10 protein-coding genes are annotated in these 22,381 nt (G+C 49.1%); 9 read left to right on the top strand and 1 reads right to left on the bottom strand.

Features of this window, described 5'->3' with window-relative positions:
- Positions 1-20 precede the first annotated feature (20 nt).
- The gene (locus BUB86_RS06060) at positions 21-1,610 is read left to right on the top strand and encodes an alpha-N-arabinofuranosidase (protein ID WP_073206943.1); all 1,590 of its coding nucleotides are present in this window, start codon (positions 21-23) and stop codon (positions 1,608-1,610) included.
- Between the two features lie 67 nt (positions 1,611-1,677).
- Here BUB86_RS06060 and BUB86_RS06055 read toward each other — a convergent pair whose 3' ends face one another.
- Positions 1,678-2,559: a cation diffusion facilitator family transporter gene (locus BUB86_RS06055; protein WP_073206942.1), complete on the bottom strand. Its 882-nt coding sequence runs from the start codon at positions 2,557-2,559 to the stop codon at positions 1,678-1,680.
- 274 nt (positions 2,560-2,833) lie between these two features.
- Between BUB86_RS06055 and BUB86_RS06050 the strand changes: the two genes are divergently transcribed.
- The 8 genes from BUB86_RS06050 (at position 2,834) to BUB86_RS06010 (ending at position 22,330) form a co-directional block, all read left to right on the top strand.
- Positions 2,834-5,854 (top strand): SusC/RagA family TonB-linked outer membrane protein, encoded by a 3,021-nt coding sequence (locus BUB86_RS06050; RefSeq protein WP_073206941.1) that lies wholly within the window; start codon positions 2,834-2,836, stop codon positions 5,852-5,854.
- 21 nt (positions 5,855-5,875) lie between these two features.
- The gene (locus BUB86_RS06045; RefSeq protein ID WP_073207024.1) at positions 5,876-7,990 is read left to right on the top strand and encodes a RagB/SusD family nutrient uptake outer membrane protein; all 2,115 of its coding nucleotides are present in this window, start codon (positions 5,876-5,878) and stop codon (positions 7,988-7,990) included.
- Between the two features lie 259 nt (positions 7,991-8,249).
- On the top strand, positions 8,250-11,510 hold the full coding sequence (locus tag BUB86_RS06040) for a SusC/RagA family TonB-linked outer membrane protein (protein WP_081373128.1): 3,261 nt from the start codon (positions 8,250-8,252) through the stop codon (positions 11,508-11,510).
- A gap of 26 nt (positions 11,511-11,536) precedes the next feature.
- On the top strand, positions 11,537-13,723 hold the full coding sequence (locus tag BUB86_RS06035; protein WP_073206939.1) for a RagB/SusD family nutrient uptake outer membrane protein: 2,187 nt from the start codon (positions 11,537-11,539) through the stop codon (positions 13,721-13,723).
- 14 nt (positions 13,724-13,737) lie between these two features.
- The gene (locus tag BUB86_RS06030) at positions 13,738-15,429 is read left to right on the top strand and encodes a DUF5123 domain-containing protein (protein ID WP_073206938.1); all 1,692 of its coding nucleotides are present in this window, start codon (positions 13,738-13,740) and stop codon (positions 15,427-15,429) included.
- Positions 15,430-15,516: 87 nt separating this feature from the next.
- The gene (locus BUB86_RS06025; protein ID WP_073206937.1) at positions 15,517-17,070 is read left to right on the top strand and encodes a glycoside hydrolase family 28 protein; all 1,554 of its coding nucleotides are present in this window, start codon (positions 15,517-15,519) and stop codon (positions 17,068-17,070) included.
- 11 nt (positions 17,071-17,081) lie between these two features.
- A complete protein-coding gene (gene xyl3A / locus BUB86_RS06015; RefSeq protein WP_081373126.1) occupies positions 17,082-20,420 on the top strand; it encodes a xylan 1,4-beta-xylosidase in 3,339 nt (1,112 codons plus the stop codon).
- A gap of 278 nt (positions 20,421-20,698) precedes the next feature.
- On the top strand, positions 20,699-22,330 hold the full coding sequence (locus BUB86_RS06010) for a DUF4153 domain-containing protein (RefSeq protein WP_081373125.1): 1,632 nt from the start codon (positions 20,699-20,701) through the stop codon (positions 22,328-22,330).
- The last annotated feature ends 51 nt before the right edge of the window (positions 22,331-22,381 follow it).

Here is a 22,381-nt window from a genome sequence, read left to right as displayed (position 1 = left end):
TTAACTTCAAAATAAAGAAAATGAAAAAAGTAATTGCATTAGTTTTTTCAGTTTTCGCTATCAGCGCATCAGCCGCTGAAGCTGTGAAAGCTACGGTTCATGCCGATCAGGCTGGAGCCAAGATCAATAAGGAAATCTACGGTCAGTTCTCCGAGCACCTGGGCAGTTGTATCTATGGCGGTCTCTGGGTGGGCGAAGGCTCACAGATTCCTAACATCAACGGTTACCGTAAGGACGTATTCGAGGCTCTCAAAGCCCTCAAGATTCCTGTGATGCGCTGGCCAGGCGGCTGCTTTGCCGACGACTATCATTGGATGGACGGTATCGGTCCTAAGGATAAGCGTCCTTCTTTGCGTAATAACAACTGGGGCGGCACCATCGAGGACAACTCTTTCGGTACCCATGAGTTCCTGAACCTCTGCGAGATGCTGGGCTGCGAGCCTTATATCAGTGGTAACGTAGGCTCTGGTACTGTCAAGGAGATGGCTCAGTGGGTTGAGTATATGACCAGCGATGGCGATACGCCTATGGCTCGTCTGCGCCGCCAGAACGGTCGCGACAAGGCTTGGAAGGTCAAGTACTTCGGCATCGGTAACGAGGCTTGGGGCTGTGGTGGTAACATGACACCTCAGTACTACAGTGACGAATTCCGTAAGTTCAACACCTATCTGCGCGATCAGGGCCAGAACCGTCTCTATCGCATTGCCTCAGGCGCCAGCGACTACGACTACGACTGGACCAAGGTATGCATGGATAAGATTGGCAACCGCATGCAGGGCATCTCTCTGCACTACTACACCTGCACAGGTTGGAGCGGTCCTAAAGGCTCTGCCACCCAGTTCGATACTCAGCAGTATTACTGGGCTCTAGGCAAGTGTCTTGAGATCGAGGAGGTTATCAAGAAGCACAAGGCCATCATGGATAAGAAAGACCCTCAGAACAAGATTGGTCTGCTTGTTGATGAGTGGGGCACCTGGTGGGACGAGGAGCCTGGCACCATCGCCGGCCACCTGTATCAGCAGAACGCTCTGCGCGATGCCTTCGTTGCAGCCCTCAGCCTTAATGTATTCCACAAGTACACCGACCGTGTAAAAATGGCTAACATTGCCCAAGTGGTTAACGTGCTGCAGTCAATGATCCTCACCGATCAGGAGGGCACAGGCCACATGGTGCTCACACCAACTTACCACGTGTTCCAAATGTACACTCCATTCATGGAGGCCACCTATCTGCCAGTTGACCTCGAGAGCGAGACCATCCAGTGCAGCAAGGAGTACTTCAAGGAGAAGGCCCAGACAGCCGATAACACGACCCGCCCCTGCCCTGTCCTCTCAGCTTCGGCTGCCAAGACCACAGACGGTGGTATCGTCCTGGCCATCACCAACGTGAGTCTCGACAAGGCTCAAGCCATCGATTTCGAGCTGCCTGGTTTCAAGGCCAAGAGTGTGAGCGGTCGCATCCTGACCTCTAAGAATGTAGCCGACTACAACGACTTCCAGCATCCCGACGTTGTTGCTCCCAAGGAGTTCAAGGACGCCAAGCTGAACAAGAAGGGAACCCTAAACGTAAAGATTCCCGCCAAGTCGATTGTTGTTCTGAACATCAGATAAAGTACACAAAAGGGACGGTTCTTTTTGTGTACTTTTGAAAGCCCCGCCAATCGGCGGGGCTTAGTTTTTATTTTGGTTCTACGTGTACGGCTATGTGCGTTTCGGGGCCGTAGTGCTGCCGCAGGATATCCTCCACCTCTGTTGCCTTGTCGTGCGCCTCGCACAGTGTGATGCTGCCTTCCATCAGTATGTGCAGTTCTATGGCGTAGTGGTTGCCCAGCCGGCGCGTACACAGGGCGTGCGGCTTGTCAACCCCTGGCACCGATGCTGCCAGACGGAGTATCTCCTCCTCCACCTCATCGGGCAGCGATTGTTCCATCAGGTCGCCGATGCCATTGCGCAGCAGGTCGATTGACACCTTGATGATAAACAATCCTACGATGATTGATGCGATGGGGTCGAGCACTGTCCAGCGTTGTCCCAGGAAGATGGCTCCGCCGATGCCCATGGCCGTTCCTACCGATGACAGGGCATCGCTGCGATGATGCCAGGCATTGGCCTCTACAGCCTGCGAGTTCAGCTGACGTGCTTTCATCATCGAGTAGTGATATACCGCCTCTTTCAGCACTACCGACAGCAGTGCGGCCCATAGGGCTAACATGCCAGGCGCCTTCAGCTGTCCGCCCTGCACCCAGGCTAAAATCTTGGTCAGGCCGCTATATTCTATACCTATAGCCACCACCAGCAAGGCTGCACCGATGATGGTCATGGCCAATGTCTCATATTTGGCATGGCCGTAATCGTGGTCTTTGTCCTTGGGTTTGCCACTGATGCGCACAAACACCAGCACGATGATATCCGTTACAAAGTCGGACAGCGAGTGTACGGCATCGGCCACCATGGCAGCACTATGCCCCACAATGCCTGCCACGAACTTGAATAGCAGCAGCACCACGTTCACTGCGCCACCCACCAGCGTTACCTTATATATCTCCTTGTTGCGTTCCATTGTTACAAGCATTCAGTTCTGCCCGCAAAGGTAGTAAGAATTTGTCACGAATCGCACAAATCACAAAGATTTTTTTATCTCCCGCGACCAAAACATTGGTTTTGACATCTATAACGCGACCGTTTATACGCGAAAACGTTTACGTGGTATTTTTCGTAAAAAAGTGACAATAAAAGCGATTATTTCAAAATTTTAGTTAATTTTGCACTGGTTTAGAACTAATAGCCTGAATATTATATTTCAAGTAACTAATTAATAACTCAAACGTAAAAGTATGAATCATCAAATCAAAAGAGCCTCTATGGCTTTGCTTTTGTCTGTGTTCTGCTTCGTGGCTTATGCCCAGAAGACTATCACAGGTACAGTGAAGGACGCAACAGGTGAACCTATGATTGGTGTAAGCGTCATCGTGGATGGTACCACTATAGGTGGTGTAACCGACTTCGATGGTAATTTTACCATTCAAAACATCCCTGAAAAGGCAGTCCTCAAGATTTCTTACATCGGTTTTAAGGAGCAAAAGATTGCTGTAGCCGGTAAGAACAGTATTAACGTGACCATGGAGGAAGACGCTGCTGCACTCGACGAAGTGGTAGTAGTAGGTTATGGCACTATGAAGAAGAAGGACCTGACAGGTTCGGTTGCTTCAGTTAAGACCGACGACCTGGCCAAGGTGGCAGGTGCCAATGCCCTCTCAGCCATGCAGGCTAAGGTTCCTGGTGTCGATCTCCAGATGAGCGGCGGTGGTGAGGCCGGTGCCGGCGTCAGCATGACACTGCGTGGTAACCGCTCACTGTTGGCTGGTAACGGTCCGCTGGTTATTGTGGATGGTGTAGAATATGGTTCTACCCTCGATATTCCTGCCAGTGACATCGAGTCGATGGATATCCTGAAGGATGCAGCTTCAACAGCCATCTATGGTACTAAAGGTGCCAATGGTGTTATCCTGATCACCACCAAGCGTGGTTCGGCCGGTAAGACAAGAGTTAACTTCAACGGCTACCTCTCATTCAATGGTGCTACAGGTATCGTAAAGCCTATGTATGGCGACACTGAGGTACAGCGCCTCATTGACAAGAAGAACTATGAGACTGCCGCCGCCAACGAGTGGAATTTCAGCAACACAGCAACTCCTGCCGACGTGCTGACCTTCAACCTCGACGATGGCACATCAACTCTCGACATCTACAACAATAAGACTTATACCGACTGGCTCGACATGATTCTCGACAACAGCGTATCTCAGAACTATGAGGTATCTGTTCAGGGCGGAAACGAGAAGACTAACTTCAACGTATCGTTGGCCGCTATGGATGATAAGGGTCTGATGAAGGGTGATGAGTTCAACCGTTACACCGGTCGTATCAACCTGGATCACCAGATTAACCGCATCGTTAAGATTGGTGCCAGCCTCTCTTACGCTTATAAGAGCAACGACAAGCGTAACGGCGGTGTTTATAACCAGGCCCAGAAGATGACCACCATCACTCACGCTTATCTGAACGATGGTAGCATCAATGCCACACCAAACCCATGGTATGCTGCTCACTGCTCACCTCTGCTCGACGAGGATGGTGCTTATCAGCGTAACATCGAGAGCAGCCGTTTCTTCGGCAGTGGTTATCTGCAGCTCAATCCTATCAAGGGTCTGATGCTGAAGTCGCAGTTCACACTCGACCGCAGCACCTCACGCACAGGAACCTATCAGGACTATCACAGCCAGGCACGTTATCAGTCGCCTACTACCACTTATATTGCTAACGACCGCAGCACTGGTACCAAGTATGTATGGCAGAACACTGCTAACTACAACAAGACCATTGCTAAGCACGATATGACTTTCCTGCTGGGTCATGAAATGTCACAGTATGTTAATGAGACCAGCAGCATCTCTGGTGTTGCAGGATCTGAGAGCTACAAGAAGAGTGGTTTCTATGATGTCAGCAAGATTCAGTCACCTCTTGTAAGCACAGGCTACACCAAGAGCTCTATGCTGTCGTTCTTTGCCCGTGCCAACTACTCGTACGATGGCAAGTATCTGCTGCAGGCTTCGGTTCGTGCCGATGGTTCTTCAGTACTGGCCGAGGGACATAAGTGGGGCTACTTCCCATCAGTAAGCGCAGGATGGCGTATTTCTGAGGAGAGTTTCATGCAGAATACCAAGTCATGGCTCGACAACTTGAAGTTCCGTGTATCTTGGGGTCTCTCTGGTAACTCTGCTATCTCTGCCTACCAGACACTGGCTACCATCCAGAGCATCGTTCCCAACTCTACCGACAAGGCTCCTATGACCATGGCTAACCCTAACCTGACATGGGAAAAGACAGCAGCTCTCGATTTCGGTCTCGATTTCTCGTTCCTCAATGGTCGTATCTATGGTACTATCGACTATTATAACAGCAAGACCTATGACCTGCTGTACTACAAGACCGCTCCTGCTTCTTCAGTATTTACCAGCACTATCTCTAACGTTGGTAAGACCAAGGGACATGGTTGGGAAATTTCTCTGGGCGCAGTGCCTGTTAAGACCAAGGACTTCACTTGGGATCTGAGCGCATCTGCCACCTTCGCCCGCGACGAGGTTTCTGAGCTGGCCGATGGTATCGAGCAGGTAGTATCAGGAACCAGCATTCTGAAGATTGGTGAGCCTGTTTCAGCTTTCTACAGCTACGACATGGATGGCTGCTGGGGTATTGGCGAGTTCAAGAAGTATATGGATGAACACCCCAACTTCGAGAAACCTTATAGTGACTTCGGTGATCCTGGTACACCAAAGGTTATCGACGTGAATGGTGATGACAAGATTGACGATAGCGATAAGATTATCTACAACCGCTCGCCCAAGGCTATTCTTGGTTTGAACACCACCTTCACTTACAAGGACTTCTCACTGAGCGTTCAGACCATGGCCCGCTTGGGTGGTTACCTGAACTACAGCGGTTACGGACTCTATCTGTACGACAACGCCAACTGGGGCGACCTGAGCTACTGGACACCAGAGAACCAGGGTGCAGACATCCCTTCACCAGGTGCTACAGGTGCTACACCAACCTTCTATAAGAGTGCCATCCAGATTCAGAAGGCAGACTACTTCAAGATTAAGGATATCACCTTGTCTTACAACCTGCCAAAGAGCCTCATCAAGAAGGTCTACATGAGCAATGTTCGTGTATATGGCTCGCTGAAGAACTACTTCACATTCAGTCACTTCGACAACTACGACCCAGAGCGTGGCGGTTCAGTCAACTTCCCACTCATGAAGCAGGTTGTAGTAGGTCTTAACGTAACTTTCTAAATCAAATAATTGATCATCGATATGAAAAAGATATATAGTATGTTATTTGCGGCCGCTGCCATCAGCTTCGGCGCAACCTCCTGCTCAGACTTCCTGGACGAGGACAACAAGACCGGTGAAACTGCCGACCTGGCCTACAACACCGTTTCGGGTATCGACGGACTCATCCAGTCGGCTTATACCTACACACACGGTTGGTGGGGTAAGGAGCCATCACTGGGTCTTGCAGAAATGGGCTCAGACCTGTTCTACTTCGGTTACGACAACAAGCAGAAGTCTATGCTGAAGTACGACATCTCTGCCGAGGCACTGGGTAACAACGTGGCCGACAACCCCTGTCTGGACGAATACTGGGAGATGTTCTACGCCGGAGTTGACGTATGTAACAACGCCCTGAAGTATGTTCCCGAGTGCAGCGTTATCGACGATAACAAGAAGGCTGCCTATCTGGGCGATGCTTACTTCCTGCGCGCACTCTATTACTCTCAGATGGTAGCTCTGTGGGGCCCAATCCCTTACAATGCCGAGCCTATCAACGCGATTAACAACAATCCTGTTCGTGTGCCCGAGGCTGAGGTTTATGGTAACATCCTGAACGACCTGAAGCAGGCCATGGACAACTATAAGAAGGCAAACATCATGGATGGCAAGTCGGCCACTGCCGATGGTCGTGCCTACTACTATTCAGCCGAGGCCCTCTATGCCCGCGTAGCCCTCTACGCTGCATCTTGGTTGGGTGCCAATGCCGTCAGCGGTTATGGCAACCTGTACACCGAGGCTCTGAATGCTGCCAATGATGTGATCAACAACTCTGGCGCCAAGCTCTACAGCCGCTATAGCGACACTTGGAACATGAACAACGAGGAGGCCACCACTAACACCGAGAACCTCTTTGCCGTTCACTACTCTAACGACCTGAACGCCGGTCGCGACAACTGCGTACCTTACCGTTTCTCAGACGGTGGCACAGGCAACTTCAACTCACTCATCACCCGTACCGGTTACGGTCGTAACGGTGGTAGTGCCTCACTGCTGATGTTTGTATCACTCTGGAACAACGGTTGCGACGATATCGGTCCTAACGGACAGAAGAACAACTCTATCTTCTTCCGCATGGCAGCCGGTAAGACCACCATCAAGAGCAAGAGCACAGGTAAGGATGTTGAGGTTGGTAAGTACTACTCTCCTTACGGCCGTGGCTTCACCCGCTACCTGCCTTCACTCTATCTCTGGCAGATTCTGGATGAGATCAAGGGTACCGACCAGCGTTACAATGGCACCCTGCTCACCGAATATCGCGTACATCCCGACCTGGCTGGCAATGCTGCCAACTATCCAAAGATGGCCGATCAGACTTACAAGACCTACGACGAGGCTTACGCCGAGGATGGTAACTACTTCAACGGTGGTGTGATTGGTATCCAGTACGCCCTGATGGATGGTAACTCAGCCGAGGGTCAGGCTCTGCAGGCCGAGGCCAAGGACAAGTATCGCTTGCAGTTCGCATTCGGTGGCGACATTCCTGTTTACACCTCTGGCGATCCTGCTACAGCCCTGCCTACTGAGGGTGGAAAGGATATTAGCGATGTATATGGCGACGCCCGCTACAAGAGCGAGAAGATTGAAGGTCGCCGTTCGTTCCCTGGCATCAAGAAGTTCCTTGATGATCAGTACGAAGAGGATTATCCTACCTTCGATATTTCACACCGCGACATCATGGTACTGCGCTTAGCCGAGATGTACCTGATTAAGGCCGAGGCTGAGCTGGCAACAGGCGGCGATGCCCTGAAGACCATCAACCAGCTGCGCGCAGCCCGCGCCATCGCTGGCAAGGACAATTCCATCAGCGGTACCGTTACTATCGAGACTATCCTGAAGGAGCGCGCTATCGAGCTCTGCGGTGAGTATCAGCGCTGGTTCGACCTGAAGCGTACTCACACTCTGATCGACCACGTGAAGAAGTACAATGCACAGGCCTCTGGCAAAATCGCTCTGAAGCACTACTATCGTCCTATCCCTCTCTCTGAGTTGGAATCGGTTACCAACCGTAGCGACATTGCAGTTCAGCAGGATGCATACGGCGTACTGCAGTACAATAGCACATCAGAGTCAATGTGGCAGAATCCTGGATATTAAAAGGAACAACTCATTAAATAAAATCTCTTAGAGAGAGGCACTCAAAAAGTAATGAGTGCCTCTCTTTTTGTCTTTACACTCGAAAACGTTTACGTAATGTTTTTCGTTAAAAGCAGAAGAAAAAATTGTTTTTTCACAAAAATTTATCTAAATTTGCAGCAATTTAGAGACTAACTCCTAATAACGACATCATTCAAAACAAGTACTATTTTAAAACTAGTATAATTAATAACTTAAAAACAAAAGTATGAATCAAGCAATGAGAAGATTGTGCAAACTTTGCCTCTTAGCTGCATTCTTTGTTCTGGCTCCCCCCGAGGTGCTGGCACAGACTATTGCGAAAGGCCAGGTTTTTGACTCAACCAACGAGCCCGTTATCGGTGCTACAGTTGTAGAAAAAGGTAGTCCTAAGAACGCTACTGTCACCGATTTCAATGGAAACTTCGAGCTGAAGCTGCAAAGCGGCAAGCAGGTAGTTATCACCTACATCGGAATGAAATCGAAGATTGTTAATGCAACCTCAAACATGAAGGTTGTGATGGAAGACGACAACACCACTCTGAACGACATCGTAGTTATCGGTTATGGTGCTGTACGTAAAAAAGATTTGACAGGTTCTGTAGCAACAGTAGCTGGTCAGGATCTTGCAAAAGTTCCTGTATCAAACGTTTCTGAGGCTCTGACCGGTAAAATGGCAGGTGTTAACATTACTACTACCGACGGTTCTCCTGATGCAGAGGTACTGATTCGCGTACGTGGTGGTGGTTCTATCACAGGTGACAATACCCCTTTGATCGTTATTGATGGTTTTCAGGGTGGAAGTATGAGTGACCTTTCACCTAACGACATTGAGGATATTACAGTTCTGAAAGATGCATCTTCAACTGCCATCTATGGTTCTGAAGGAGCTAATGGTGTAATTCTTATCACTACGAAGAATGCTAAGGGTGGTAAGACTCAGGTTAACTATAACGGTTATCTGCAGACCAAGAAAGTGTCTAAACGCATGGACGTTCTCGACACCTATCAGTACGTCATGTCAAACTACGAATATGCAGCTCTTCGCGGCGAAAGCGCACTCAATTCTTTCTACAAGCAGTTTGGCGTATTCGATGACCTCTATCTTTATAAGAGTATAGAAGCTATTGATTGGCAGGAAGACTTGTTTGGTGCCGATGTTATTTCTCAGAGCCACAACCTGAGTTTGCAGGGAGGTACAGATAAGACCAAGTTCAACCTCTCAGGTACATACGACTTCAACGCAGGTCTGATGCCTAACAACGATTTCTCACGTTTTGCATTCCTCTTCAAGTTGAATCACGACATCAACAAGAGTCTGAAATTCTCTATGACCGCTCGTCTTACAGACCAGATTGCAAATGGTCAGGGTACTCAGGGCGGTACATATAAAGTACGTACAGAACAAGCTCTCTATGGTGTTGCCACTAAGGGACTTTCTGGTATGATTACTCCTGATTTCTCAACGATGTCGGATGACGAAATCACAGAATGGCAGCGTGCCAACATGTCACTGGCAGAGCAGTCTGAGCAATACTGGCGTCGCCGTAACAACCGTAGTTTTGTATTCAATGGAGCCTTAGACTGGAAAACTCCTCTGAAGGGACTTACAGCTCACTTGGAGGGTGGTTACACCTATGGATTCAACGAGGTTAAGAACTGGTATGGTGCAACAACCACACAGGCTTCTTACGTTGGTGGTAACCCTCTTGCAGACTGGACAAAGACCAACACCCGTTCTATCCGTGAGAGCTTCACTCTTACATATGATACAAAGATTAACAAGATCCATCACTTGAATGTAATGGGTGGTCAGGAAATTCGTTCAAGCCGTTCTGACTATAGCGCAATGAGTGCCAACAACTTCAGCCAGGCATTCACCGCCGAACAGGTATTTGCTAATTTCGATCTCAGTACGATGCAGTCTATGACTGGTTATGTAGCAGCTAATCAGAATAAGGTTTCATTCTTCGGGCGTATCAACTACACACTCCTTGACCGCTATCTGCTGACTGTTACTCTGCGTGAGGATGGCAGCTCACAGTTTGGCAGTGGACACCAGTGGGGTTTCTTCCCTGCAGCAGCTGCTTCATGGCGTATTATTGAAGAGCCTTGGATGGAAGGTGTGCGTAGCTGGATGTCAAACCTGAAACTCCGTGTATCTTACGGTAAGGTAGGTAACGATAAGATTGGTAATACCCAATATGTACAACTCTACAACAGTGGTGATGCCGTAACAAAAAAGCGCTATGGTGTTGGCGATGTTGCTAATGTACAACAGGCTGTGTCAACAACCCTGGCAAACCCACTGCTGACATGGGAGAAACGCACCACACGAAATATCGGTTTGGATTTCGGTTTCTTCCACGAGCGTCTCTCTGGAAACATTGATGTTTACTGGAACAGCACTGATGACCTGCTGATTAACCACGACATCGCAGCTCCTGGTTACACCACTGTCTGGGAGAACTCTGCTTCTACCAGCAATAAGGGTGTTGAGCTGACCTTAAATGCAGCAATCATCCAGAATAAGAATTTCCGTCTGAATGCTAACTTCAACATTGGCTTCGACAAGTCGAACGTAAAGAGTCTGGCTAACGGACTTCAGGAGATGACCTTCGCTTCCGGTTGGGCCAGCACCGACAACAAGAACCAGGATGATTACATTGTACGTATCGGCGATCCTATCGGACTTGTATACGGATGGCAGAGTGATGGTTACTACACTACCGACGACTTTGCAAGCTATAATGAAACCACAGGTGCCTATACCCTGAAGGATGGCGTTCCAACCACATCCCTACTCGGTGGTACTATCGGTATCCGTCCAGGTGCAATGAAACTGAAGGATCTTAACGGCGACGGCGTTGTTGATGCCAAGGATATCACTGTCATCGGCGATACTAACCCTGACTTTGCCGGAGGTTTCGGATTCAGCGGCGAGATCTATGATTTCGACTTCAACGTGAACTTCACATATAAAGTGGGTAACGACATCTACAATGCAAATAAGATTCAGACGACATCCCGTTATCGCGCAGGTACATATCCTAATATGCGTGCAGAGATGAGCCAAAGCAACGCCTACTCTTACATCAACCCGGAGACAGGTGTACTGCTTAAGAGTCTGGAAGATCTGAAGTACTGGAACGAGGGTGGCAACGGACTGGCTGCCAAAGCTATGTGGAGCCCCTTCTCTACCGGTGATGCAGTAGTTGTTCCTACAGACTGGGCTATGGACGATGCATCGTTCCTGCGTCTGCAGAGTTTGACCATTGGCTATACTATTCCTAAGAATATCACCAAGAAGTTCGGTGTACAGCGCCTCCGCGCTTATGTAACCGGTACAAACCTGTTTGTCATAACAAGCTATCCAGGCTTCGACCCAGAAGTAAGTTCTTACGCACGTAATAGCAGCTACTCTGGTCTGACTCCAGGTATCGACTTCTCTTCTTATCCAAAGAGCCGTGCATTTACCTTTGGTTTGAACGTAACGCTGTAATATAACAACAAACAATTTACAAGATTATGAAATTCAAGAATAAATATATTGCAATTGCAGCTCTTGGAATACTGGGACTAACGTCATGTAATGATATGCTCGACGTTGAATCTCCCTCACAGATGGACCAGAACATGGTCTATAGTACTACAGAGTTCGCAACTAACGCCATCAACGGCGTATATGTACTGTTCTGCGAAGACCCATTCACCAGCCGTATGTGTGGTGTATGGATGCAGAACACCGACGTGGAAGCTATGGCAGTCCAGGAGGCTGTTGCCACCAACCACCGTCAAGCAGTATGGCCCTTACAGGGAGCAGGAAACGTAGGCTGGAGTGACGTCAAGAAAGTATGGGACAATAACCTTCAGGCTATCGAGCGTGCTAATCAGGTTCGTGCAGGCGTTGATGGCAGCGCCATAGGCAGCCAGGACGAAATGCAGCAGATTAAGGGTGAGGCAACCTGTTTGAAGGGTTATCGCTACTACCTGATGTGCAACTTCTTCGGCGACGTTCCTTACTATGACGAGGCTGCCAAATGGGGTGACGAGATTGACAAGCCCCGTACTGACAAGAACGTTGTTTACAGTCGTGTTCTGCAGCAGTTGGTTGACATTGAGCCCAACATGAAATGGAGCGATGTGAACACCGGTGGTATAGAGCGTATGAACCGTGATTTCGCTATTGGTCTGATTGCTCGTTTGGCTTTGTTCCGTGCAGGCTACGGTATGACAAAGGACGGTACCATGAAGCGTGCTGACGACTATCTGACAGTTACAGCCGACTCTCTGACCGTTACTTATAAAGATGTAAATGGCCAGCAGAAGACAGCACAGACTTATACACAGTATTACCAGATGGCAAAGGACTATTGTCAGAAACTCATCCAGCTGAAGCCACGTGATCTCTATGCAAACTTCGAGCAGTCATTCATCAATGAGATGAACTATACCTGTGAGAATAATGCAGAGGTTCTTTACGAAGTTGCCTTTGTACAGAATTTCGGAGGAGATATCGGTTGGAGTTTCGGTGTACCCAACACTGGTACAAATGTTAATGGTAACACAACTGCTCAGGTGGCTGTAACACCGACCTACTACATGTCGTTTGCCGACAACGATAGCCGTCGTGATGTATGTGTAGCAAAATACCAGCACGTAAACGACACTATCCAGGCTGTAGCATCTACTGGCCTCTATGCCGGTAAATGGGATCGCGCCCGCGCTGCTAAGGAACTTGGCTCTGGTTCTTCTAAGGGAACAGGTATCAACTTCCCGTTGATGCGTTACTCTGATGTACTGCTCATGCTGGCCGAGGCTGAGAATGAACTGAATGGTCCTACATCAATTGCCAAAGAAGCTCTTACAAAGGTTCGTGCACGAGCATTTGCAAACAGCCCTACTTATGCAGACGATGTAACCGAATATGTAGCTAATCTTAATACAAAAGAAGATTTCTTCAATGCCATCGTTGACGAGCGTGCATGGGAATTTGGTAGTGAGGCTTTGCGTAAGTTTGACCTTGTACGTTGGAATCTCTACGCCAAAAAGATTGAAGAGGCTATGTACACAGCTCTCTGCTGGGGTATTGCAGCAAACGAAGATTTGATGAACGATCCTACTGTTTTGGCAAACTATCCAGAGGCAGCCAACTACACCACTTGGGCAAACAAACTTTGGTATGCTAAGAGTGGTAAAGACAACCGCAAATCAGACATTAAGTGGTTTAACGAGAAGTATAAAGCTCTTGACGAGACAGGAGTTCCTGTTGACGATGCCACAATGACAGCTGCAGGCTGGAAATCAGTAAACTGGGGTTCCAATATGCTGAAGCGTACACGTACCTATATTTATGATGGTAAAGATTACGGCACTACCACACCTACCAAGGTCGCAAATGCTGATGGCAGCACCACATACACCCTGGGTACAGCACCTAACACCAAGGAAGTTACTGTAGCAGCTGGCGAAGCTACTGGCATTACAAGAAAAGACGTATATGCTGCCAGCGACTACTACACTCGTTTGTATCGCGGTTACTCTAATGGTGCACTCCAGGGTAGCGGTGTAGTACCTTATCTGTTGCCAATCACCACCGAGACTATCTCAGCAAGCTCAGTTCTAAATAACGACGGCTACCTGATTCTTGACAGCAAGATGGAGAAGGGTGTCAACGTGGAAATAGCAACGATTGAACAAGAAAACTACAAATAATTAGGAAACGCATTATGAAAAAGATATTTAAGACCATGTTGCTGCTTGCAGCAGTAACCACAGGAATGGGAACATTTGTCAGCTGTAGTAGCGACAACGATCTCCCCAAGGCCGATGCTCTCTTCCGTCCCATCATCAATGATGATGATAATCTGGAGTTGGGTCTTGATGAGGACAACGTTCCCTATATGATCGTTAAATGGGACAACTATACTGATGCTAACCAGTATACAGTAAAGGCTGTGCCCGTAGATGCAAGTGTACCAGCTAAGGTAATCACCACCTCAGAATTGACATGTCGTTTTGACGGACTGGAGTATGATAAGGAGTATTTCGTGTACATCAGTTCTGCTAATACAAATACAGGACTTTCGTCTAAGGAGTATTCTATTACAACAACAACTCCCGACTTTCCAACAAACCTGATTAATCCAGCAGCTACTGACCTGATTGACATTCAGGCACGTATCAGTTGGCCAACAAGCGTGTCTTACGACAAGTTAGTTATTATTAAGGATTCAAGTGATGAAACAGTTGCTGAGTTCGAAGTTACCGAAGACGACAACGCTGCAGGCGAGAAGATCATTGGTGGTCTGGAGCCATCAACAACCTATCGTGTTGAGGCATGGAAAGACGACAAATATCAGGGAAAGAAGCGCTTTAAGACTACCGCATCTGAAACCTATAGCGGAACTGTTGTCGATCTCCGTTCACTTTCAGCCGATGAGAGTCTGAAATGGGTAAGTACAGAGCACCTCGACTCACTGGTAACACTCTATCCTGATCAGGATATCACTATCGTTATGCAAGGTGGAATGAACTATCGTTTAGGGGCTGTTAGTCTGCCTTCTACTACAGGTAACATCAAGTTCGTTACAGGCCTTAGCCTTAAGGGCTTCGCTATCTGGAACGTAACAGGAAACTTCGACCTTGCCAATGGTGTCAACCTGGGTGGTATCTACTTCGAGAAGATTGATTTTACCGATGATGAAAGCAAGCCTAAGTCAAGCAGCAACTATGGTGGAACCTATCTGTTCAACCCCAATAGCGATGCTACTGTTGGTACCGTTTCATTCAAGTCATGTAATGTCCGCTACAAGCGCGGTGTACTTCGTATCCGTAGCACCAACATGGTAGAGAACTTCATTGCCGACGACTGTATCTTCGAGTATATCGGTGGTTATGGTGTTACCAACGTAGACAACAAGGGTGCAGCCATTAAGAACATCAAGGTAACAAACTCTACATTCGCAAACTGCTCACGTTTGTTTGTTAATACCAAGAGCAAGGATATCGAATGTGGCACAGCCTTGATAGACCACTGCACATTCGCATACTTCTCTGGTAATAGCCGTGGTGCAATAGAGTTGCAGGAGAGTACTTGGAAGGGTGGCATCACAATCAAGAACTCTATCTACGGTTCTTGTGGTGAGGTTCACACCAAACCACAGGAAGGTATCAAGGGTTGGATTGGAACTGTTGTACCTACTACCGACAACGTATTCTTCACAAGCGACTTGGTTTGGGCCATCAGCGAGGTCGACGGCACTCCGGTTAATCCACTTGATGGAACCAAGTTGGCTACCGAAACAAAGAAGACTTTCAAGGATCCAAATCCAGAAGGAACTTTGATGCCTGGTGATTATACACTGATTAATTCTGACGCTATTAAGGCAAAGGTTGGCGATCCACGCTGGCTGCCATAATGTGCTGATCTAATAAAGAAAGGGCGAATGCTAACAAGGTGTTCGCCCTTTTTACAAAATAACAAGGATTACTACCTAAAGAAAAAAATGTCGAAACGAAACTATCTCTTATCACTTATGATGCTTGCGGCCAGTGTGACTGCAAACGCCCAAGTCATCAGTTTCTCAATGGACGCAGAAGAGGCTGGCAAGAACACCCCTGAGGGATGGACAGAGGTGAACCTCCCCCAAGACCTTCCTGCATTCACCGAAGCTAACACTTTCTATATCACCAGTTTCGGAGCATCAAGCGCTTCGGCCGATAACACCGCTGCCATTCAGGCTGCACTCGATGCAGCCAACGAGGCTGGTGGCGGCATGGTGGTAGTACCTGCCGGCGAATGGCTGTTTGGCCGAATCACCGTTAGTTCTAAAACGGTATTACACCTATGCGCTAACGCCACACTGAAACTACTAGCATACAGCGATCAACCTGACCACATCACTAAAGTACCATATATCACAGGCAAAAGCAATGCCTCTGACATCGTGATTGAAGGCGAAAGCAAAGAAACCTCCATCATCGAAGGACAAGGCGGTCCATGGTGGGACGCTGTAGAGAATAAGGAATCAGGACTACAGCGTGGTTCCATCATCCGATTCCATCAGGGACAACGTTATCTGTTCCGCAACTTCCGCATTCAGAATGCACCCGGCACCAACCTCACCTTAGGACAATCGGGTACGGGTGCTCATAACACGGTTCACGACATCAGCATCTATGCCCCCAGTTCGTCGGCATCCGATCCTTCACACAATACCGATGGCATCCCTGTCTGGGCGCCATATGCAAACATATACAACTGCGACATTGATACTGGCGACGACAACATCGTGACCGACAGCAATGCTCATCATATTCACGTATGGAATTGCGATTTCAAAGCCGGACATGGTGCATCACTAGGCAGCTATACCATAGATATGCACCATATCATCTACGAAAACCTGACTTTCGATGGTACCGACTGCGGTTTCCGACTCAAATCTAACACAGACCGTAGTGGCGATGTTCACGACATCATCTTCCGTAATTGCGCGATGACGAATGTGGCCACTCCTATCCAGATAACTGCTTGGTACGATAAGGTGCCCAACGACCCTGCAACGGCAGCAGCATCGCCAGAGACCAAGAAATCTACCACACCAGAGTATCACAACATCCTGATACAGAATGTCACTGCTACAGGTTATAATACTAAGAACAGCAACGACAAGAACTATAATGGCATCATGATTTACGGACGCCCTGAAAGCTACGTTTACGATGTCACCTTCGACAACGTACAGATCGCGCATCGCAATGGCGTTCGCCTGTTCTTCTGCAAGGATATCAAGTTCATCAACGGATGCACATTCACCAAGACGCGTACTAACCAGACCGTAGAAGCGACAGATCAGAACCTGAGCAGCGTAATGGAGAACTTGTACGAGGCTACCTATACTTGGCACAACGTAACGTCTGGTATCAGTAATCTCACCATGCCACAACGCTTACACCAATCAGATACATATTATAACTTGCAGGGAGGTCAGCAGAAATCCAGACCTACCCGTAAAGGTCTCTATATCCACAACCGAAAGATAATAATCATCAGATAAACCATACAGAAATGAAACAGTTTAAGATTTTATTTGCATCATTAGCCGTACTATTGTTTATATCGGCTGTACCCGACAAGCGGACCACCATCTTTGTTATCGGCGACTCTACCGCGGCCAACAAGGATACTACTGGCGGCAAGAAAGAGCGCGGTTGGGCCATGATGCTGCAGCAGTGTTTCGATGCCAACAACATCGTGGTAGACAATCATGCCGTAAACGGTCGCTCGTCCAAGAGTTTTATCGGCGAGGGGCGCTGGGATAAGGTTCTGAAGAAGATCAAGCCTGGCGACTACGTCATCATCCAGTTTGGTCATAACGACGAGAAGGCACAGCCCGATCGCCATACCGACCCGGGCAGCACCTTCGATGCCAACCTGGAGAAGTATATCACTGAGACACGTCAGCGTGGCGGAACGCCCATTCTGATGAACTGCGTGGTTCGTCGCAACTTCTTTGTCGAGGCACCTCAGATAGCCGACGATGAGCAGCTGCGCACCTCCACCTTCAAGGACGGTGTGAAGATGATTGAGGGCGACAAGCTGATTGATACCCACGGACTCTATAAGGAGGCTCCAAAAGCTGTTGCCCGCCGCATGAACTGCATTTTCGTTGATGCCAACAGAATCACCCACGATCTTGAACAAGGTCTGGGCCGTGAGGCGTCGAAGCAGCTGCACATGTGGTTCCTGCCTGGCACTGAGCCCAGCGAGCCAAAAGGTAAGCAGGACAACACCCACTATAACATCCTGGGCGCCACAACCGTGGCCAACCTGCTGGCCGATGCCATCTGCAACGAGGTGCCCGCACTCAAGCCGTATCGCAAGTTGCCTGATTACAAGAACCCTCAGCTCAGTGCCGCTCAGCGTGCTGACGATTTGCTCAGCCTACTCACACTCGAAGAGAAAGTGAGTCTGATGATGGACACGTCGCCTGCCATCCCTCGTCTGGGCATCCCCCAGTTCCAGTGGTGGAACGAGGCCCTGCATGGCATAGGTCGCAACGGCTTTGCTACCGTATTCCCTATCACCATGGCCATGGCAGCATCGTGGGACGACGCCCTACTACACCGCGTGTTTACTGCCGTGAGCGACGAGGCCCGCGTCAAAGCCCAGCAGGCCAAGCGTTCGGGCGACATCAAGCGCTATCAGAGTCTGTCGTTCTGGACACCCAACATCAATATCTTCCGCGACCCACGCTGGGGGCGCGGACAGGAGACCTACGGCGAGGATCCCTATCTTACCGGAAAGATGGGACTGGCCGTGGTACGTGGTCTGCAAGGTGTGGGCTACAACGGCGAAGACCTCGGCGTGAGCCCCTATCGCAAACTGTTGGCCTGTGCCAAACATTTTGCCGTGCATAGCGGTCCTGAGTGGAACCGCCACACCTTTAATATCGAAGACCTGCCCGAGCGCGACCTTTGGGAGACCTACCTGCCCGCCTTCAAGGCCCTGGTTCAGGAAGGTAAGGTAGCCGAGGTGATGTGCGCCTACCAGCGTATCGACGGACAAGCCTGCTGCGCCCAGACACGCTACGAGCAACAGATACTACGCGACGAATGGGGCTTCGACGGTCTCATCACCAGCGACTGCGGCGCCATCCGCGACTTCCTGCCCCGCTGGCACCATGTGGCCAATGATGGTGCCGAGGCATCGGCTAAGGCCGTGCTGGCCGGTACCGATGTAGAGTGTGGGTCAGAGTATAAGCATCTGCCCGAGGCTGTGCGCCGTGGCGACATCAAGGAGGCCGACCTCGATCGCAGTCTGCGCCGCCTGCTGATTGCCCGTTTCGAGTTGGGCGACTTTGACAGCGACGAGCTGAACCCATGGACTCAGATTCCTGAAAGCGTAGTGGCCAGCGATGCCCATAAGCAGTTGGCTCTCGACATGGCCCGTAAGAGTATCGTCCTGTTGCAGAACCGCAACAACGTATTACCACTGGCCAAGAGCTCAAAAATAGCCGTTCTTGGCGCCAACGCCATCGACTCGGTCATGATGTGGGGCAACTACTCTGGCTTTGCCACCCGCACCGTCACCGCCCTAGAGGGCATCCAGCAGCTGGCACCTCAGGCCCGCTTTATCAACGGCTGCGGCCTCACCCGCAACGAGGTGTTCGAGAGCCGCTTCGGTCAGCTGAGAGCGCCCCTCGGCCCCAAGGGCATGCAGGTAGCCTATTTCAACAACACCGAGATGCAGGGTATGCCTGTCACCACGGTTCACCTCACCTCGCCCACCATGCTGAGCAACGGCGGCAACACGGTGTTTGCCCCAGGTGTCAATCTCGAGCACTTCTCTGCCCGCCTCGATGCCACCTTCATCCCAGAAAAGGACGAGACCGTCATCTTCAATATCGCTGGCGACGACAAGGTACGCCTCATCGTGAATGGCGACACCTTGGTCAACATCTGGAAGGTACGCAATCGCATACAGACTGCCCAACAAGAGATGGCTGTCAAAGCCCGTCAGCACTACCGCATACAGATAGATTATGTGCAGGAGTCCGACTATGCTACTTTAGCCTTCGACATCCAGCACAAGGTGGCCCCCACCCATCAGCAGCTGTTGGCACAGATTGGCGATGCCGAGACCGTTGTCTTCGTTGGCGGTATCTCGCCCAAACTCGAGGGCGAGGAGATGCGCGTAAACGAGGAGGGCTTCAAGGGGGGCGACCGCACCAACATCGAACTGCCCAAGGCGCAGCGCGAAACCCTTGCCATGCTCCACAAGGCAGGTAAGCGCGTCATCTTCGTCAACTGCTCTGGCTCGGCTATTGCCTTGGTTCCCGAACTGGAGTCGTGCGATGCCATCGTCCAGGCATGGTATGGTGGCGAGCTGGGAGGTCAGGCCCTAGCCGAGGTACTCTTTGGCGATTACAACCCCAGCGGCAAGCTGCCCATCACCTTCTATAGGAATACCGACCAGCTGCCCGACTTCCTCGACTACACCATGAAGAACCGTACTTACCGTTACTTCACCGGCGAGGCACTCTTCCCTTTCGGCTTCGGTCTCAGCTATACCACTTTCAACATCGGCAAGCCTATATATAAGAACGGTAAGCTGCAGGTCAGCGTCAAGAACGCAGGCCAGAAGGATGGTCTGGAAACGGTACAGGTGTATATCCGCTCACTGGCCGACAAACAGGGCCCACTCAAGACGCTCCGCGCCTACCAGCAGGTAGAGCTGGCAGCAGGTCAGAGCAAGACCATCAGCATCGCCCTGCCTCGCAAGAGTTTTGAGCTATGGGATGCCAAGACCAACACCATGCGCGTGGTACCAGGCAAGTACGAGGTCATGGTAGGCTCATCCAGCGCCGACAAAGACCTAAAGAAGATCGTTGTTGATATAAAGTAAATCATACTTTTTCTAGTCCTACTTTATTGTTTTGTTGTTATCACGGCCATTAATCTCTGATTTTTCAGGCGGTTGGCTATGATAACAACAAAACTTTTAAGTCACGGTCGGTTCTTTTGATCATTTTTTCCATTATTTCTTTTGCAGATTACAAATAAGTTTGTATCTTTGCTCTCAAATTAATAAACCATCGGTAATAATGGCAAGACAGATTAGAAAGAAAAGCGGGACTGGTCTCCGTCAGATTACTATTAATTAGATAAAAATGTAACATCCATATGAGAAAACTGAAAACATTGTTGCAACAACTGTTGCAAAGTCCACTACGCTTCCCCGTAGAGTTTGCATTGGGAGTAGCTTTCTTTGTCATTGCAGTATGGGATAGTGAGTCAACTGGATGGAATAAAACAACTGCACAATGGGATAGTTCGGTTAATGGAGATATACTCTGGCTGTTCGTTCCCTTGATGGCACTAACGTTTTGGCTCCATCGAGTCAATCGTTGGGCTTATCTTGCCTCGTTTTTTCTCTTTCTGCCCTTGATGGCTCTTGACCTGAAGCCGTTCTTATGGACTTACGGCTTTGGATTTACCTATGTATTGGCTGTTATTCTGCTTATCGTAGGCAATAAACGGATGGACAATCGCCCATTCGCCGCTCATGCTCTGCATGTGGTCACTCAGATGTTCTTCGGTTTGCTCATTACTGGCATCTTTAATTTGGCGGTGATAACTATCTTTGCCTCTTTCTTCTATATTTTCGGCATCGACGAACCCAAGCATTTCTACGAGCATATCTATCAGTTTATCTGGTTTGTGTTGGCTTCTCAGGTTTGCTGTACCATGATTCGTCAGAACGAAGACGAGGTTGCCGAACCTTTTAAGGTTCTCCGACTTATCCTCAACTTCATCCTTTCGCCCGCTGTCATCATCTACACTGTTATTCTTTATACCTATTTTATTAAGATAGTATTTGAATGGAACTTACCCAAAGGCGGTGTAGCTTGGATGGTGATGGGTTTCATCGCAGTGGCTTTGATTGGACGTGTGGCCCAGTCTATTCTCAGCCAGCGTTACTACGACTGGTTCTACCGCCGCTTTACGTTTATCGCCATTCCTCCACTCATTATGTATTGGATTGGTTCCATCTACCGCATTAGTCTCTATAGTTTCACCGAGAGCCGTTTCTACCTGATGGTGGCTGGAGTGCTGATGACGCTCTTCGTGCTGATGTTATGGAAAGAGCGTACACGTAGATTCCAACTGATGGCACTCATCTTTGGAGCAGCTATCATACTCTTCACATATATTCCTGGCATCTCAGCCAAAAGCATCGGACTGAGTTGTCAGAAGCAACGTCTCGCCCAACTCATCAGCGAGATGAAGTTGGCAGATGCCAAGACGGGCAAACTGAATGATGAAATAGAAGACATGAGGCGCATCCAGCAAGACAGCCTATTGTGCGAGCAATACAAGGATGTGACAAGCGTCATAGACTATGTTCGCCACGAAATCGGAACCGACGAGTTCAAGAAGCAATATGGCGAGTGGTCGCACTCGGAGTATAGCTTTGCTTACATTAAAGACTCTGTCAATGCAAGCGACAACTTTTATTTCAGGAAGAAACCTGTAGAGTTGGGCGAATATACAATTATGCTACCCTCTAAAGCTTACCAATTCAACTTCAATGACCAGATTATTACAATCACTCAGGGGGAGAATAAAGTTGTTCTCAGATATCCTATCCAAGAGGTTATCAGACAGGATACTATGCTCCTCCATCATCCAGAGCAACTGCTCACCTATCGCAACGACTCGTTGATGCTGGTACTTGAAGGTATCTGCTTTAAAGACACCGTCGTTACAGATGTAAGGTACTATGGCCTACAGTTATTTAAGAAGAAACAATAAGAATAATGTAAAAAAACGTCCCTTCTGTGTTTATTTCCATCAGAAGAAAAG

Source organism: Xylanibacter ruminicola (genome assembly GCF_900142525.1).
Lineage (GTDB): Bacteria > Bacteroidota > Bacteroidia > Bacteroidales > Bacteroidaceae > Prevotella > Prevotella ruminicola_A.
Note: the sequence above shows the minus strand (reverse complement) of the source record. Positions and strands in the feature narration are given on the sequence as shown.